At 66.9% G+C, this 16,285-nt stretch carries 14 protein-coding genes and 1 pseudogene; 11 read left to right on the top strand and 4 right to left on the bottom strand.

Features of this window, described 5'->3' with window-relative positions:
* Positions 1 to 16: 16 nt before the first annotated feature.
* The 4 genes from IP93_RS14855 to IP93_RS14840 all read left to right on the top strand — a co-directional run bounded on the left by IP93_RS14855 (position 17) and on the right by IP93_RS14840 (position 4,225).
* Positions 17 to 1,207 (top strand): MFS transporter, encoded by a 1,191-nt coding sequence (locus IP93_RS14855; RefSeq protein WP_144817020.1) that lies wholly within the window; start codon positions 17 to 19, stop codon positions 1,205 to 1,207.
* Between the two features lie 277 nt (positions 1,208 to 1,484).
* A complete protein-coding gene (locus tag IP93_RS14850; RefSeq protein ID WP_144817018.1) occupies positions 1,485 to 2,216 on the top strand; it encodes a glycosyltransferase family 2 protein in 732 nt (243 codons plus the stop codon).
* 75 nt (positions 2,217 to 2,291) lie between these two features.
* Positions 2,292 to 2,963 (top strand): response regulator transcription factor, encoded by a 672-nt coding sequence (locus IP93_RS14845; protein ID WP_144817017.1) that lies wholly within the window; start codon positions 2,292 to 2,294, stop codon positions 2,961 to 2,963.
* On the top strand, positions 2,960 to 4,225 hold the full coding sequence (locus IP93_RS14840) for a histidine kinase dimerization/phospho-acceptor domain-containing protein (RefSeq protein ID WP_144817015.1): 1,266 nt from the start codon (positions 2,960 to 2,962) through the stop codon (positions 4,223 to 4,225). Before IP93_RS14845 ends, IP93_RS14840 begins: the two co-directional genes overlap by 4 nt.
* Here the strand turns inward: IP93_RS14840 and crcB are convergent.
* Positions 4,222 to 4,602, bottom strand: a complete 381-nt coding sequence (crcB, locus tag IP93_RS14835; RefSeq protein WP_242006891.1) for a fluoride efflux transporter CrcB — start codon at positions 4,600 to 4,602, stop codon at positions 4,222 to 4,224. The genes IP93_RS14840 and crcB overlap by 4 nt on opposite strands.
* A gap of 142 nt (positions 4,603 to 4,744) precedes the next feature.
* Between crcB and IP93_RS14830 the strand changes: the two genes are divergently transcribed.
* The 4 genes from IP93_RS14830 to IP93_RS14815 all read left to right on the top strand — a co-directional run bounded on the left by IP93_RS14830 (position 4,745) and on the right by IP93_RS14815 (position 10,284).
* On the top strand, positions 4,745 to 5,521 hold the full coding sequence (locus IP93_RS14830) for a phosphatase PAP2 family protein (RefSeq protein WP_158636373.1): 777 nt from the start codon (positions 4,745 to 4,747) through the stop codon (positions 5,519 to 5,521).
* Positions 5,522 to 6,101: 580 nt separating this feature from the next.
* Positions 6,102 to 7,733: an ArnT family glycosyltransferase gene (locus tag IP93_RS14825; protein ID WP_144817012.1), complete on the top strand. Its 1,632-nt coding sequence runs from the start codon at positions 6,102 to 6,104 to the stop codon at positions 7,731 to 7,733.
* Between the two features lie 206 nt (positions 7,734 to 7,939).
* Positions 7,940 to 8,626 carry a phosphatase PAP2 family protein gene (locus IP93_RS14820; protein ID WP_158636372.1) on the top strand — a complete coding sequence of 229 codons (687 nt, stop codon included), beginning with the start codon at positions 7,940 to 7,942 and terminating at the stop codon, positions 8,624 to 8,626.
* Positions 8,626 to 10,284 carry a phosphoethanolamine transferase gene (locus IP93_RS14815; protein WP_425480057.1) on the top strand — a complete coding sequence of 553 codons (1,659 nt, stop codon included), beginning with the start codon at positions 8,626 to 8,628 and terminating at the stop codon, positions 10,282 to 10,284. Before IP93_RS14820 ends, IP93_RS14815 begins: the two co-directional genes overlap by 1 nt.
* Positions 10,285 to 10,515: 231 nt before the next feature.
* Here IP93_RS14815 and IP93_RS14810 read toward each other — a convergent pair whose 3' ends face one another.
* From IP93_RS14810 to IP93_RS14800, 3 genes and pseudogenes are all read right to left on the bottom strand, one after another.
* A complete protein-coding gene (locus tag IP93_RS14810) occupies positions 10,516 to 12,240 on the bottom strand; it encodes an ArnT family glycosyltransferase (RefSeq protein WP_242006890.1) in 1,725 nt (574 codons plus the stop codon).
* Positions 12,237 to 12,635 carry a diacylglycerol kinase gene (locus tag IP93_RS14805; protein WP_144817006.1) on the bottom strand — a complete coding sequence of 133 codons (399 nt, stop codon included), beginning with the start codon at positions 12,633 to 12,635 and terminating at the stop codon, positions 12,237 to 12,239. The genes IP93_RS14810 and IP93_RS14805 overlap by 4 nt, the downstream gene beginning before the upstream one ends.
* 100 nt (positions 12,636 to 12,735) lie before the next feature.
* Positions 12,736 to 13,293, bottom strand: a pseudogene (locus IP93_RS14800) (efflux RND transporter permease subunit); the annotation flags it as partial.
* A gap of 883 nt (positions 13,294 to 14,176) precedes the next feature.
* Here IP93_RS14800 and IP93_RS14795 point away from each other — a divergent pair.
* The 3 genes from IP93_RS14795 to IP93_RS14785 all read left to right on the top strand — a co-directional run bounded on the left by IP93_RS14795 (position 14,177) and on the right by IP93_RS14785 (position 16,276).
* Positions 14,177 to 14,476, top strand: a complete 300-nt coding sequence (locus tag IP93_RS14795; RefSeq protein WP_144817004.1) for a hypothetical protein — start codon at positions 14,177 to 14,179, stop codon at positions 14,474 to 14,476.
* A 202-nt stretch (positions 14,477 to 14,678) separates the two neighbouring features.
* Positions 14,679 to 15,323, top strand: coding sequence for a hypothetical protein (locus IP93_RS14790; RefSeq protein WP_144817003.1), 645 nt, complete (start codon positions 14,679 to 14,681; stop codon positions 15,321 to 15,323).
* Between the two features lie 239 nt (positions 15,324 to 15,562).
* Positions 15,563 to 16,276, top strand: coding sequence for a hypothetical protein (locus tag IP93_RS14785; protein ID WP_144817001.1), 714 nt, complete (start codon positions 15,563 to 15,565; stop codon positions 16,274 to 16,276).
* The last annotated feature ends 9 nt before the right edge of the window (positions 16,277 to 16,285 follow it).

Here is a 16,285-nt window from a genome sequence, read left to right as displayed (position 1 = left end):
CGGCGGGTAGGGACCGATGAAACGCACTGGGCTTCCCGCTGGCGTTGTGGCGCTGGGCTGGGTCAGCCTGTTCATGGACCTCTCCTCCGAGATGATCCACAGCCTGTTGCCGGTGTATCTCGTGAGCGTCATGGGCGTCAGCACGATGACTGTGGGCGTGATCGAAGGCGTTGCAGAAGCCATCGCCGCGTTCATGAAGACCGCGTCGGGCGCGCTGAGCGACTGGATCGGGCGCCGCAAGCCGCTCGTGCTGGCGGGCTACGGCATGGCAGCGCTAGTCAAGCCCCTTTTCCCGATCGCGCAGGATGTGGCGACGATCGTCACCGCACGATTCGTAGACCGTGTGGGAAAGGGAGTGCGCGGTGCGCCGCGCGATGCACTCATCGCCGACATAACACCGCCGGGCGCGCGAGGCGCCGCTTTCGGCTTTCGGCAGTCGATGGACACCGTGGGCGCAGTCGCCGGGCCTGTCGTCGCCATCGCCCTCATGGCGGCCACGTCCGGGGATTTCCGACTGGTGCTCTGGGCCTCGGCAATACCCGCAGCCGTGGCAGTGGCCATTGTCGTTTTCGGCGTGAGGGAGCCCGAGACGCATGCGCATCCCGTCGCGCGCAAGCCGATCGCGCTTCATCCGCGGGAACTCAGGCAGTTGCCGACCTACTACTGGGCATGCCTCGCCGTGGCGGGCGTGCTTACGCTCGCTCGTTTCAGCGAGGCCTTCATGCTCCTTCGGGCGAGCGACGTGGGCCTCGAAGCCACGTGGACGCCAGCGGTGCTCGTGGCCATGAACGCGGTATACGCGATCAGTGCGTGGCCACTCGGGCGCGTGGCGGATCGCATGGATCGCAGGCACCTGCTGTCGATCGGCATTTTCCTGCTATGCATCGCCGATGTCGTGCTCGGTCTTGCCTCATCGGCGGGCACCCTGATGCTCGGTGCCGCGTTGTGGGGTCTGCACATGGGGGCGACACAGGGGCTGCTCAGTGCGCTGGTCGCGGATGCCGCGCCCGACCACCTCCGCGGCACGGCGTTCGGGGTCTTCAGCCTCGTCATCGGCTGCGCGCTGCTGATTGCGAGCGCTGGCGCAGGCGCTCTGTGGTCGGCGTTCGGCCCGCTCGCCACGTTCGCGGCTGGCGCGGCCCTGTCCGCGATTGCTGGGCTTTGGACACTCGCGCTCCCGCGCACGCAGGCCCCCACCCGAGGTTGATGCCGGCGTCGCGTGAGCCCGTGACCGATCGATGACTTCGTACCGGCCCCGAAGCGACGTGGTTCCATTCGACCCGCGAAGCGGCGACAGGACACGCCCCGTCCCAGGGGGGGAGGGCTTCTCCATTGATCGTTAAGTCCACCCATCTGCGGCGACTAAAATCCACTGACCCGGCCGCTTCTGGCCCGCGTGGCTCCCCTGCCACTGCCGCTGCGGTCGGGCCCTTATCCACGCCTTACGGCCAAGGCGTCACCCGTTCGACAACGGCTTTCGACTCATGATCGACGCGGCAGCGATTTCCCTTTCCGTAGTCGTTCCCGTCTACAACGAGGAGGGCAACGTAGGCCCTTTGGTACGCGAGATCGTCGCGGCCCTGCGCAGCGTCACGCGGTTCGAGATCGTCTACGTCGACGACTGCTCGACCGACCGCACGCTCGCCGCCCTCGCCACGCTCAAGGCGGAGGTGCCCGAACTTCGCGTGGTGCGCCACCTGGGCAACGCCGGGCAGAGCACGGCCACCCGCAACGGCGTCAAGGCCGCGCGCGGTGCGTGGATCGCGACGCTCGATGGCGACGGCCAGAACGACCCGGCCGATATCCCGAAGCTGCTGGCCAGGCGTGATGGCGCGCCTTCGGACGTCAAGATGTTTGCCGGCTGGCGCGTGGAGCGGAAAGACAGTGGCAGCAAGCGCTGGGCCTCAAAATGGGCGAACGCGATCCGCGCCTCGATGCTGAAGGACGACACGCCCGACACCGGATGCGGCATCAAGCTGTTCGAGCGCGAAGCCTTCCTCGACCTGCCCTACTTTGACCACATGCACCGCTACCTGCCCGCGTTGATGCAGCGAGCCGGCTGGAAGACAGTCAGCGTGCCGGTCAACCATCGCCCGCGCGCCACCGGCGTGAGTAAGTACAACAACCTCAACCGCGCGCTCGTGGGCATCCGCGACCTGCATGGCGTTGCCTGGCTGATCGCCCGCGCACGGCGCACTACGGCGGAAGAAATCTGATGCGCGGCGCACGCGCTCGAGTCACCGTCATCCAATTTAATTTTCTCGGCCTCGCATCCGACGGCAGGAGTGCTCATGAAGGTTCTCGTTATTGAAGACCAGCACGACATCGCCGCGAACATTTGGGATTACCTCGAGCGCCGCGGGCATCACGTCGACCATGCTGCCGACGGGTCATCGGGCCTCATGCGTTCGTTGAGTGGCGAGTTCGACGTGATCGTGCTCGACCTCGGGCTTCCGAAGCTCGACGGACTCGAGCTGTGTCGCAGGTTACGCGAAGCCGGGCGCGGTGTTCCGGTGCTCATGCTGACGGCGCGCGACACACTCGACGACAAGATCAAAGGCTTTGGGGAGGGTGCCGACGACTACATGGTGAAGCCGTTCGAGCTGCGCGAGCTCGAGGCGCGCTTGAACGCATTGAACCGTCGCCGGCAGGCGCCGATAACCCAGGCATTGGCGTGCGGCCCGCTCGCGTACAACGCCGACTCGATGATCGCCAGCCGCGAAGGTCGGCGCGTTGCGCTGACTCGCGCCCAAGGCGCCATTTTGCAGACCTTGATGCAGCGATCCCCGGCCGTCGTCACGCACCAGGCGCTCTGCCGCGCGGTGTGGGGTGACGAGGATCGGGACCTCGCCGCCCTGCACAACCATGTGTACAGTCTTCGTCACCTCGTCGATCGCCCCTTCGGTGCAGCCATGATCCAGTCCGTGCATGGAATGGGCTACCGCCTGCTGCCGCCGGAATGAAGAGCCCGATGCGCTTCCGGACGCGCGTGACGCTGCTCGCGACGGCGATGGCGGCCGTCTTGAGCCTGCTATTCGCGTGGGCATCGATCTACATCACTGAGGATTACGAGCACGTTCTGGTCGAAGCGATCCTCGACAGCCTTGCGCAGGATTACAGCGAGCGACTGGCTGTAGCGCCGGCGACGCCCCTGCCGCGGACGCGACGGCTTCAGGGTTTCGCGGCGTCCCATCGCCACCCGGATTCGCCGGCCATACCCCCTGAGCTTCGCGATCTCGAACCCGGCATCCACGAGTCGGCCACCGAGGACGTGGATGGTGTGCACATCGGCGTCTTTGATACCCGTGCGGGTCGGCTGTACTTCAAGATCGACCTGAGCGGCATCGAGGAGCTGGAAGTCCATCTTCGCGTAATGCTGCTCGTGATCGTCGCTGGCGGCATCGCGATCGGCGCATGGCTGGGCTGGCTGGTCGCCCGCGCCGCATCCCGGCCGATCGCCGGGTTGGCCGACAAGGTTGAAGCTCTGCCGCCCGAGCCCACGGAAACGGCGTTCGCGGCCATGCTGCCCCCGGATGAGCTCGGGCGCCTCGGCGCATCGGTCGACGGCTACCAGGCGCGTCTGGTAGCCGCCGCCGCGGCCGAGCAGGCGTTTTTCGCCGACGCCAGCCACGAGTTGCGTACGCCGTTGTCGGTCATGGGCGGCGCGATCGAGCTGCTCCAGGAGGACATCCACGGCGTACCCGGCGCGAAGCCGCGGCTGGAGCGTGTGGAGCGTGGCGTTGTCGAACTGTCGGAGTTGGTTGAAGCGCTGTTTCGCCTGGCGCGCCGGCAGATCAGGCCGGACACGCAGGTTGAGCTGGGCGCCTGGTTGCGCGATACCGCGAAGGAGGCGCTGCGGCGGCATGCGCCCGACGTGGAGGTCGTAGTCAGATCGGATGGCGAGACCCTTGACATATCGCCGCGCGATGCCGAGCTGGTCACTCGCACGCTCGTGCGCCGGTTGGTTCCCCCAGGCGCGAGCGGAGCCCTCGCCGTGTCGGCAGCGGCAGGTCGCGCGACGTTCTCGCACGTCACCGGCGATCCGCTCGCCCAGATCAAGCCAGGCGCCGCACGCTTCGGCCGTGGAGACCTCGGACTGGGCATGAGCCTGATGGGCCGCCTCGCTCACGCAATGGGCTGGTTCGTGGACGAGTCGCAGCGAGATAACGGCACCGTGCAGGTGCGTTGGCAAGGCGACCGGCAGAACGCCCGCGAGCCGTCCTAGCCCTGGGCGCCACGGAACCCCAGCCAGACCGCCGCGAGAGACGACAGTACCGTTCCAACCACGTACAGAGCCGCCAGGCCCGTGTCTCCACGGCGCAGGAGCATGAACGTTTCGACTCCGAACGCGGAAAATGTCGTAAAGCCGCCCAGTACGCCGGTGATGAGAAACAACCGCGCCGCCGGCGATGCCATCGGGCCGTCAAGGGACATCCCGAGCAGGAACCCGATGGCAGCGCTGCCTACGGCGTTGACGATGAATGTCGCCGTCGGGAATGCACCGTCGGCCGGTGCGCCCAGCGCCAGGGTGACGCCGTAGCGGGCGATCGAACCGAGAAAGCCACCCGCGCCGACGAGAAGAAGGTTACCCAGTGCATTCACGGTCGACGCGCCCTTGTCGATCAGCCTATGGAAGCTTACCCGCGCAGGCAGGGCGCGTTAACGCGTCACGTAGATTTGGCCGAGCTTTCCCTACCCGGCACCGGGCCATCGTCACCGCCTTCCGGACTTTCAAAGCACAGGCGTGGGCACGATCGCCCTTGAGGCACTGCAACTCATCGCGACGCTCGGCATTGCGCTGAGCCTGGTCGCGGTCGTCGCGTCGCAGCGTCCCGCGTGGGACGCGGCTTTGGCGGAGAGCCGCTTTGGATACGGACTGGTCATCTGCGCAACGATCGTGTTGGTGAAGCTGGTCGAGGATGTGCTCGGCGGTGAAACGTCGGTGCTCGATCGCTCGCTGCTGCTCGGGCTTCATGAAACCGTGCCCGCCGTGTGGGAGACAGCGTTCGGCGCCATCACGCTAACGGGCTCATTCGCCTTCTTGACCGGGGCGTGCACCCTCGCGGGCGTAGGCCTGTGGTTGCGCGGAAGTCGGGCCAATGCGGCAAGCCTCGTGTTGACGCCGATCGCCGCGGGTGCGCTCATCTATGTGGCCAAGGCGCTGGTGGATCGCCCGCGCCCGACCCTGTGGCCCACGCACCAGTACTGGGGATCGAGCTTCCCGAGCGGGCATACGCTGGCCGTGGCAGCCGTCGCGACGTCGGCCTACCTGGTCGCAGGAAGCGCTGGTCGAAAGCCGGCGATGGTCGTCGGCGCGGCAGGCACACTCTGGGTCGCAGCCGTTGGTCTGTCCCGGCTCGTACTGGGCGTGCACTGGCCGTCCGACGTGGTCGCCGCGGCCTGTGCCGGCCTGCTGGTGGGTGCGGCTTGTCACGCCCTGGTGATCCGGATGAGTGCGCCCCGTGCACGTGGACGGTCGGCGACATCGACTCGGCCTCCAAACGTGCCCGACGTGCGATAGCTCTGTAGGTGCCGCGCGCGGTATGGAGAGACTCCTCGCCCTGCAGCCATCGCTTGGAGGCAGATGTACGCCGCACCGCAAACCCCGCGGCCCTGGCCTGGCGATCGCTCACTCGTGGTCCGGGAACCTCGGACAGTCGACATCGACCGCCAGCGACTTAACGCGATTTCGAGAAATTCACGAGCACGCTTTACGCGCTCCAGCGTGATCGTCGGGCAGCCAGTGCGCCGGATCGACACCGTGAATTCGCCCATCACTGCTCTCCACCGGTCCGCCCGGATTCCGAAGATCCCGCGCGCCGACGGTGGTGACCCGTGAGTCTGACCGGTTGGGCGCTCGTGCCCGTGCGGTCAGGTCGGTCGTACCCGGTGCGGCGTGTCGCGCAATGGCAGTCGTCACCAGTCGGGTGCGCCAGCGTCGTGCCGATCGCTCAAGGGCGTTCAGGTCGCGGCGGCGGCACGACGCTGCTGTTTTTCGCGCGGACGGGAAACGTTCGAGAGTGCCTGACCCGCCTGGCTGGTGACCTGGTGACTGACGTGCGCGCCCTGCTCCTGCTTCGCATACCGGTGGAGCCGCAACCTTGAGTCGCCGCCAGTGGCTGTGGACCGTGATCGCCTCGATCGCCGCGCTCTGGGCTGCATCCACATTCATGCGTCCGGTCCTTCCGGTCGACGAAACCCGCTACCTCACGGTGGCCTGGGAGATGTGGCGCACTGGCGACTGGCGGGTACCGCATCTCAACGGCGTCCCATACGACCACACGCCCCCGCTGCTGTTCTGGTTGATCCAGGCAGGGTGGTGGGTGGGTGGCGTCAGCGAGTCCTGGCCGCGCCTTATTGGCCCGTTGTGCGCCCTCGTCAGCGCGCTCGCCCTGGAACGGCTCGCGGCGCGTCTATGGCCCGACAATGAGGCGGCCGGCCGCATCGGCACGCTGATGTGGCTATCGTCCGTCTATGTCGCCGTGTTCCTGACCGGCGTGATGTTTGATCTCGTGCTGTTGGCTTGGATCACCCTCGGGTGGTGGTCGCTGCACCGCGCGGTCGTCGAAGGCAGGCGTCGGCAATGGATGGCCTGGGGCGTCCTGGGTGGCCTCGCGATCCTGACAAAGGGGCCCGTGGCCTTGGTGTATGCCTTACCTCCGCTGATTTCCATCCGTGCGTGGGCCCCGTCATTGCGACCGAGCGTCAACGCCTGGCATGTTGCCGGAGCCTGCGCCCTGATGGCCGCCATACCGCTGGCATGGATCGCGTCCGCATCAGGTGCATCGTCGCTGGGCTACCTGCACAGTGTCCTGCTGGACCAGACCCTGGGCCGCATCACTGGCGCGATGGGGCACCCTCGCCCGCTGTACTGGTATGCCCCACTGCTTCCGCTGCTTCTGTTGCCCTGGTCGCTCTGGCCGACGCTGTGGACGGCGATGGGAAACGCCCACACGCTCTCGCACGACCGGTCGGCCAGGATGTTGATCGTGACCGCGACGTCCGCCCTGTGCGTACTGAGCCTTGTCGCAGGCAAGCAACCCCATTACATGATTCCGGTCACGGCGCTTTTCGCTCTCCTCGCCGGCCGGCTTCTCTGGCAAGCGCGAGGCCCCGGCAGACCGTGGCACTTGGTGCCACCGGCGCTTTTTCTGGGCGGTGCGGGGATATCGGTGACACTCGCGATAACGCTTGGGGGCAAGCACGGCCCGGCTTGGCTGACGGCGCCGCCATGGTGGATGTCACTCGTCGGATTCATGATCGGTCTGATCCTCGTATCGCGGTCAGCGAGGACGCTTGCGATGTCGGTTCAACGCATCGCAGCGTCGAGCGTCGCGTTTGCAGTGCTCGCGATACTTGGCACCTTCAGCGTCATCGGCCCACGCTACGACTTGGAGGCCGCCTCCAAATTTATCGGCGAGGAACAGCGCGCGGGTCGTCCTGTCGCCTACGTCGGCAACTACCAGGGCGAGTTCGGCTTTCTCGGCAGGCTGTCCGCGCCGATCGAACGTGTTGCGCCTCACGATCAGCGTGCGTGGCTCATCGCTCATCCGCGAGGGTTGCTGGTCACGCGCCTCAAGCGGGCGCGCCCCGGTGGAGGGCTGGCACGTGTGTATCAGCAACCGTACAAGACTGACGGGCTCGTGATGTACCAGCGGGAAGGCGCGGGCGTGTACGCGATTTACGAAGAGAGCGAATCTGCGTCCACCGACGCATTGCTCGATCGACCGTGATGGCGCTCACGGCATAACACGCGCCGGAGAACCGCCGGAGCCGTCCGTACATCGCGTCGAGCAGCCTTGTCCATGCACGCGGCGTGACACGCAGCGGATCAGGAAAGGCTTTTCAGGTAATGCACTCGTCTGTCCGTTTTGTCCGGCGCGGTCCGGTCGCGTCGCGTTTTCGCACCCAACGATCGAGATCCCCCGCGCCGGGTCCCATGTTCGGCCCGGCACTGATCGGCCTGGCCGCGTCGCTGGTGCTGGCCCTCAGTGGCATCGATCTCCAGATCGCGGACCGCGTAATCGCACTGCAGGGCGGTCACTGGTCGCTGGCGCAGCACCCGATACTCGAACTGGGCTTGCATCAACTGGGCAAGAAGGCGAGCGCGGCGGCATGGGTCGCTGTACTCGCGCTCTTTGCCTATACCTGTGCAGAGCCGCGCATCAAGCATTGGCGGCGCCCGCTGGGCTATCTGGCCTTGTCGGTCCTGACCGCCACGGTCGCGGTCTCGCTGGTAAAGAAGTTCTCCGGCGTCGATTGCCCCTGGGATCTCGCTCGCTATGGCGGGTCCCAGCCCTACACCGGGCTGCTCCGGTCCATCGCGATGCTCAAGCCGCGGGGCGGGTGTTTTCCGGCAGGGCATGCCAGCGCCGGATACGCGTGGGTCGCGCTCTACTTTTTCTTTGGCGCGACGCTCCCCCGGTTTCGATGGGCAGGGCTCGCCGCTGGCGTGCTCGCCGGACTCGCGTTCGGCATCGCGCAGCAGTTCCGAGGCGCCCATTTCGCGTCGCATGACGCGATGACCTTCGCCATCTGCTGGCTGGTCGCTTGGGTCGCATTCCGCGCGGCGGGCCTGCCCTGGTTGCCCGCATCGCCCGGCAAGGCGTTGGGAGCGTCGGCATGATGCCGCGCGGTGTGCGTGCACTGCGCTGGGCGCGGACCTGGCGACCCGCGGTGTCGGTCGACATGCTGGCCCTGCTGGCCGCGGCATTCTTTTCACTGGCATGCAACCTCGCATTCTGGCGAAGCTATGCCGAGGCGGCAGGGGGGATCGGGTCATCGGTCACCATGACGGTCAGCCTTTTCCTCGCGATCTTCGGCGTCAACGTTCTCCTGATGTCGGTTCTGCTTGGCCGGCGGACCGCGAAGGTCGTGCTGACCGGCCTTCTATTTGTGACGGCGTTCGCCGTGTACTACATGCATGTGTATGGGGTGTACCTGGACCCTGACATGGTGCGCAACGTCATCCACACCGACAGCAAAGAGTCGCGCGAGCTCCTCACGCCCGGGCTCGTGCCGTGGCTCCTCGGCTATGCCGTGTTGCCGTCAGTGCTGTTGTGGCGGTTGCGGCTGCGTCCCAAGCCCTGGCGAAAGGGGCTTCTCCACCGCGGCGCGCTCGCAATGGGCGGACTCGTCCTAACCGTTGCCGCCTTGGCGGTGGGGTTCCAGCCCATCGCTGCGCTCATGCGCAACCACCGTGACCTGCGCCACCTCATCACGCCAGGAAACTACATCGTTTCGGTCGCCCGGGTCGTCCAGGACGTAGTCAAGGAAAGCCCGACACGCCGTCTCGTAGGCGCCGACGCCCGCTCGCGACCACGAGGCGCGCGCAAGCCGCGGCTTCTCGTCATCGTCGTCGGGGAGACCGTTCGCGCGCAGAACTGGGGGCTCAACGGCTACGCGCGTAACACCACGCCGCAGCTGGCACGACGCGGTGTCATCAATTTCAGCGATGTGTCCGCGTGCGGCTCCAGCACGGAGGTCTCCTTGCCCTGCATGTTCTCCGACATCGGACGTGCGAACTACGACCGCGACACGATCAGGCGATCGGACTCGCTGCTCCACGTGCTGGACCGTGCCGGCATCGCGACCGCATGGCTGGACAACCAGGCAGGGTGCAAGGGGGTCTGCGCAGGCCTGCCATTTACATCGCTGGCCGATGCGAAGGATCCGCAGCTGTGCAACGCCGAGCGCTGCCTGGACCAGATCCTCGTGGACCGGCTCCCGGCGACATTGCGGACGGGTGTCGATCAGGTGATCGTCCTGCACCAGCTGGGCAACCATGGCCCGCGCTACTTCGCGCGCTATCCGTCGCGGTTCCGGGCATTCACGCCGACCTGCGACACGGGACAGCTGGGCGACTGCACGCGGCAGCAGATCGTCAACTCGTACGACAACGCGATTCTGTACACCGACCACGTGCTGGCGACCTTGGTCGACCGGCTCGAGCGCGACCTCACGCGTGACAGCGCGATGATCTACGTATCCGATCATGGCGAGTCGCTCGGTGAGGGAAATATCTACCTCCATGGCATGCCCTACCCGATCGCTCCGCCCACGCAGCTGCGCGTACCGATGACGGTATGGCTGTCCCCGGGCCTCGCCCGTTCGCGCGGACTCGATGTGCAGTGCCTTCGAGCCCGCGCGTCCAAGGCTGTCAGCCACGACAATCTGTTCAGCTCGGTACTCGGGCTTCTCGACATCCAGACCGCGGCGCGCGACACGTCCCTCGATCTCTTCGGTCGATGCAGCGCCCCGCAGGGGCGGCCGTCGGGGGCGTGAGTCGTCCACCGCGCGTCCCGGTGACCCGGCGTCGACCTATCTCTCGCGCCTCGTGTCGATGCAGGCACGAGGCAACACGGGGCATGTGCGGTGCGTTGTGCAGCTTCGGCCAGCCGGCCGGTGGCCGAGCGTTCCGCGGCGTGTCGGTGTACTAAACCGCCGACGACTCCCGGGGGAGCGGCGCTGCCGGCTACCGGGTCGCCGGTCGCGCCCGATACCGGGAGCGGCAACTCAAGGTGCCAGCGCTGCCTCGTCGATCAACGGCGGCGTCACGCACCCGGCCTGCAGGTTGCGGCCGCGCACCATGAGCCAGTCCCGGCGATTCGATTGGCCCACGCGGATGGCCGAGCCTGCGCGAACACAAGGGCTCGCAGCATCCTTCAGGAAAAAGACCCAACGTCGGTCTGCCGCGGCGCGCGCCCATGCACTGGCTTCGTTCCACTGGCGACGCCACGGTGCCTTGTAGCCGAACTCGCGTACGGGTGGGACGGCCTGCAGCAGATTCTGCTCGCGCCACCCGACGAGCCCGATCTCGGCCGTGGGGCCCGCCAGACGCCGCGCCGCCTCCATGACGGCACGCGCCGAACTCGCGGCGTCCACTGCGGGCGCCAATCCCAGTCCGTAGGCCGACCACAGCATGCCGGTGGCCAGCACGAGTGCGATTCCGATGCGGCGGCGTCGAAAAATCGCCAACAGCGCAAGGATGATCGCCCCCACGGCGGCGAGCCAGACGAGGAAATACCGCAACAATCCCGCTGGAATCTCGCGATCACTCGCCAGCCGGACGGCCCAGTCGCTCCAGCCAGCAAGGCCGGAGGTGCCCAAGGCGAGAAGCAGGCCGCCAAGCAGCGCGAGGTACGCGGCGAGCACCATCTGAACAGGTCGGCGGCGCAACAGGCCGGGCAGGAACGGCGCAGCGGCGACACACAGCGCTGGCAGCGCCGGGAAGATGTAGACCTCCCGCTTACCCGGGCTGAGGCTGAAGAACACGAGCACAAGGGCTGACCACCCGAGCATCAGCCAGGTCGCCTGGTCGCGCATCTTCAGGGCCCGCAGCCACGGACCAACCAGCCACGGCAGGAGGAGCGCGCCAGGAAGCCAAAGCGTCGCGACGACCTGCAGGTAATACCAGGCCGGTTGCACGTGGTGCCAAGCGTTCGCATAGCGCTCTCCGGTCTGGCGCACCAGGAGCTCGCGTGTGTAGCGCGCCAGCTCGGGGTCGCCCGTCCTGGCGAGTTCGATCAAGAGCGGCGCAAGCCACACCGCGGTGCCTGCCAGGAAGGCGACGGGCAAAACCAGCCACGCCCAGCGTGGTGTGGCAGGTGCGACTTCATGCGACACGCGTCGATGTACGGCCCACGGGACGAGCATGAGAAGCGGCAGGAATCCGACCCCCTTCGTGACCGTGCCAACGCCCGCGGCGAACCCGGCCAGTGCCAACCAGCGCACGCCGTCCGGCGCGGTCAGGTAGCGTACGAGTGCCCAGAGGGACATCGTCGTCATGGCGACGAGCACCATGTCGATCTGCCCGCGCTTTGCCTGGAGCCCGAACTGCAGGCAGACCCACAGCGCGCCTGCGGCGTACAGCGCGACTTTGCGGGATGCCAGGCGGCGCGCGAGATCGGCTGTCAGCACGAGCGTGAGCAACCCCGCCAGCAGCGAGGGCAGCAGGAACGCGATTCGCCAATTGCCAACGCGCGAGTAAGCCCCCGCCTGAAGCCACATGAAGACCGGTGGCTTTTCCGCGTACAGCTCGCGTCCCCGATGCGGGAGCAGCCATTGCCCGGACTCGACCATGTCACGCGCGGCGAGCACGAATCGCGGCTCATCGGGAGGCGACGGGTCTCGCAGGCCCAGGCCAGCAGCAAGACACAGGGCCGCAAACACGAGCCAGAGTAGCCATGTGCTGCGAGACAGCATGGAACCGACGCGGGGCAGCACCTGCGCCGACGTCATGCGGCCATCAGGCGGTGCACCAGCGGCACGATGCCAAGGCTGGCCCACGTGAGCGCACCGCCGATCAGGCCGACGAACACCGCCGCCGATCCCATGTCTTTCGCGCGTCCCGCCAGCGGATGGATTTCCGGCCCATAACGCTCGATGACGGCTTCGATACTCGAATTCAGCAACTCGAGCGCGAGGACGGCGAGCAGGCTGCCGATCAGCAGCACCCGCTCCACCGGCCCGGGCGCGATGATCCAGCCCACGGGACTGAGCAGCGCGAACACGAGCACCTCGGAGCGGAACGATGACTCGTGCAGCCATGCGGCCTGGAGCCCCTGCATCGACCATCGGGTCGCGGCGAGAAGACGCGCTGGCCCTCGCGGCCGGTGCCCGTAACTGTCTGCCATTCTTTGATTCCCAGCTTTTCGGAAGTGGGTCGACTCCGGACTGCACGCTCGCGGCGTCGACCTATGAGGAGGAGTCTCGGTGTCGCTGCCGTAGCGACTTCTAAGCAGAATCTCCCGCCGGCGTTAGCTTTGTTGGCCGCTTCCACGAGTCAAACCGCAGGAACAGCAGCGGCATCACCAGAAGCACCAGCGGGACGGCGACTACCAATCCCGCGATGATCGTGATCGCCAGCGGTCGTTGCATCGCAGAGCCGGTCCCCAGGCCCAGCGCTAGCGGGCTGAGTGCGAGGATGGCGATCGTCGATGTCATCAGGATGGGCCGCAGCCGCATGTGCGCCGCGTGCCTCAAGTCACCGGGCGTCACTTCGCTGCGCGTGTCGACTTCGGCGAAGAAGAACACTGCGACTTCAGTGACGATGCCGATCACCATGGTGAGCCCCATCATCGATGACAAGTCGAGCTCGGTCCTCGTCAGCCACAGGGCGAGGAAGATGCCCGGAAGCGTGAGGAGCGCGGTGGCAATGATCGCCAGGACGACCGATGCTCGTTCGTAGACGAACATGAGCACCGTCGCGACGAGCAGGAGGGCAGCACCGAATACCATGATCAACTCCCGGAACGACTGCTGCTGTTCCTGGTAGAGGCCGCCGTAGCGAACCGTGTATCCATCGGAAGGCCCATGGTGCGGATCGTCGCCTGCACGTCGCGCATGGCCGACCGGAGGTCACGCGCTTCCTTCCCGCTCGGTGTCGACAACCTGGAGGGCGTCGAGTGCCCGCTGGCGCCCGGCCTCGTCCGCTGGTATCGGGTGGGGTGGATCGATGAGCTCGGCCATGGAGGAAGTCGGTCGCCGCAGTGGGAGCGGTATCGGTCTTGCAAAGTTTGTGCCCGTGGCCGAGAGGGGAGCCCTGTCGGGCCAACCGGGGCCGCCGCGCGACGTAGGGCTCACGGCCGCGCCGCCGGAAGGCGCTTACTTTCATCACACCCGAACGGCATGAAAGCGGCTCCTGGCAAGTGAGGACAGATGAGCACCATGGACACCGTGCCGAGGGCCCTGAAGGAACTCGCTGGATACCTGGACGCACGGCGGCAGTCGATCATGTAGACGTGGCGCGGACCGGTCGCGGCCGATAGCTCACTCGGCTGGTCGAGACGCCGGCGTTGGCGCGGTCGAGGTAGCCCAACTACGCCCTGCCGAGGGCCGGATGACACCGCCTCACTGACGGAACCCGCGCCGAACGCGCACAAGCATGGGGTGCTTTGGGGGGCTGGCGAGAACGTCAGTCAGAGCCCAAGGGTCGTGCTCAGCGGCCCGTGTTTCTTCCTTGAACTCCGCACCCTCACCGTCCTGATGGGATATCACCCACTGCCGGGGGACCAACGCGTTCCGAGCGCTCGGAGTGGCGGGTAGGAGCTGCGGCAAATGCGGAAGCATGCCCGCGTCCGGGCGCGTCGACCCGGGCGTGGTACGCGCACAGACGGCCCCATGCCGGCCGCTGTACCGTTCGCGCCCAACACCCAACCTGCTGTGACCGCGACCCGTGGAGCTGCGCGTGTACCGGAGGGCGGACGACGCGTTGGTCGTCGTGCCGTCCCTTTTTCAATCACCCTTGGCCCTGTCCAAGCACAGCGCACTCAGGCAGATCGGCGTTGCGACCGTCGAACTTGCGCACCTGGGCGAAAGCCTGGTCGCCGACATTGGGATCCATGGCTACGCGATTGCCACCGGGGCGGACGAGGCGTTGATCCGGATGTGTGTCGACCGAGCGACCGCTGCCGGCGCAGTGCCGGGCGTGGCGCACGAAGCGCCGATGCCCAGCTTCAGCGCGGACGAGCCGTAGCAAATCTGTCCAGGGCCTTGGCGCACTCCATGTAGCCTGCCACCGTGCACGTTGCCAAGCGCCTTGTGGGACGGACTGGCTCACGCAGCGCCGGCTTGCACCCTGACAGTTCATCCAAGCCTGCGCGCGTTCCTGGATGCGGCGACGCCCGGTATGCCAAGGCGCGCGAGGCGCGTTCATTCCCGCACGTACTGGAGTCCACGTGGCGAAGACTGATCCCATCACGCACTCGTTGCTCGTCACGGACGCCGAACTGCGTGCGGTATTTCCATCGGACTTCCACAAGCGGTGCATGTACGCGGCCTTCGGCATCGCGTCGCTGCTAGAGGATGCCGGGATCAAAGCGAGCGTCGTTGGCGGAGACTTCCTGTGTGCGGTGGTATCGACCGACGGGCGCCAACTCAGCCTGCAGGGGTTCGGGACGACGGGCATTGGCGAGCCTTCGCACTACTGGGTGGGCGCAAGCGGCCTGCACATCGATCCAGGCCCGATGTATCTCCCCTACGAGTCGCCCTACCCCGCACCCGCCCTTCCGGCCGTTGCCTGGGCGGGCGATTTAGCGCTTCCGCCCGTGCTGGCCTACCGCGAGCGCGTCCGGGTCGCCCCTGGTGCGACGATCTCGAACCCAGCCATTGCAGCGCGCGTTGCGGTCTTCGCTGCTCGGTGCCGCGCGCGTCGCGACGCCGCGACCGTCCCTGGTCGCCTCCCGTTCTGGCTGCTGCGCGACATGGCCTCACTCGCGTACCGCGCCCAGCGTGGGGATCCGTGGGCGATCGCCGCGCAGACATTTTCGCGCCGCGGCTTGAAAGCTGCGTTCCCGACCCCGACCGGGCATGCGCACGGCTGAGACGCCTGCGAACTCCCGCGCTCGGCGCAGACCTGTCGCTCCGCCGTACCATGGCCATGTCGGAACGTGCGATCCGGTACCGAGGAGCCTAGGCATGGATGGAGCGAATGGCACCATGGTGGTAGCCGGCGCGGCCGCCAGAGATGAGGGCCTGCCCGAGTGCCGACCCAGCAGAAGCTGCCGAGCCGACCGCCTGCGTCGCGTCGGCCGTGCGCACCTCGCGGCGTAGGGTGAAGGCCATGCTTCCCTACGAAAATCAGCTGATCGGGTCGTTCCTGTACGCACTCGGCTACGCCGACGCGTTCCATCGCGCCCGCAGCGGAGCCTCGGGCTCCCAGCCGGCTCCGATGATGGTGAACCTGTTCCAGCAGACGCCGCTGGACGCGACCTTCAACGACCTCGTTGTTGGGCGCGAGCGCTGCCTGGTCATCGAATTCAAGCGCTCGGCCGCTGCCCTGGCAGAAGAACGGGCGAAGGATCGAACCGCATTGCGAGCCGCGCTCGCCAAAGAAGCCGCCTTCTACAACGCATGCCTGTGCGGGCACGTCGTGCTGTATGGACGCGTTGCGACCGAGGTAGTTGACATCCGCCTGTGCACGTACCTCGACGTGCTCGGCCTTACCAACCCGGTCAATCTCGATCGCACCTCCGCTCGCAAGCTGGCCGTCCACCTCGCCAATCCAGCTCCGGATAAGCCGATCGGGCTCGCTCCTGCCGCCATGCTCGAGTATCTGGGCCGCCTGCGCGCGCTGCGCAGCGAGCAGATCGGCGCGGGCGGTCGGTGGGCGGACGAGACGTGGCTGGGGGTGGCGCACGGGGCCGACGGATTGGTGGCGGTGACCGCCACTTCGCTCGACTCGCTGCTCGGCCTGGAGCGCGAGCCGGCGCCAAGTCAGGATCGAGGCATGGACCGGCAGATCGAACGTGACCGCTCCCGGGACCTTGGGATGTAGCCTCTGCGG

The sequence above is a fragment of the Aerolutibacter ruishenii genome (genome assembly GCF_007830115.1).
Lineage (GTDB): Bacteria > Pseudomonadota > Gammaproteobacteria > Xanthomonadales > Xanthomonadaceae > Aerolutibacter > Aerolutibacter ruishenii.
The sequence above is the reverse complement of the archived record's forward strand: the minus strand, read 5'-3'. Positions and strand labels throughout refer to the sequence as shown.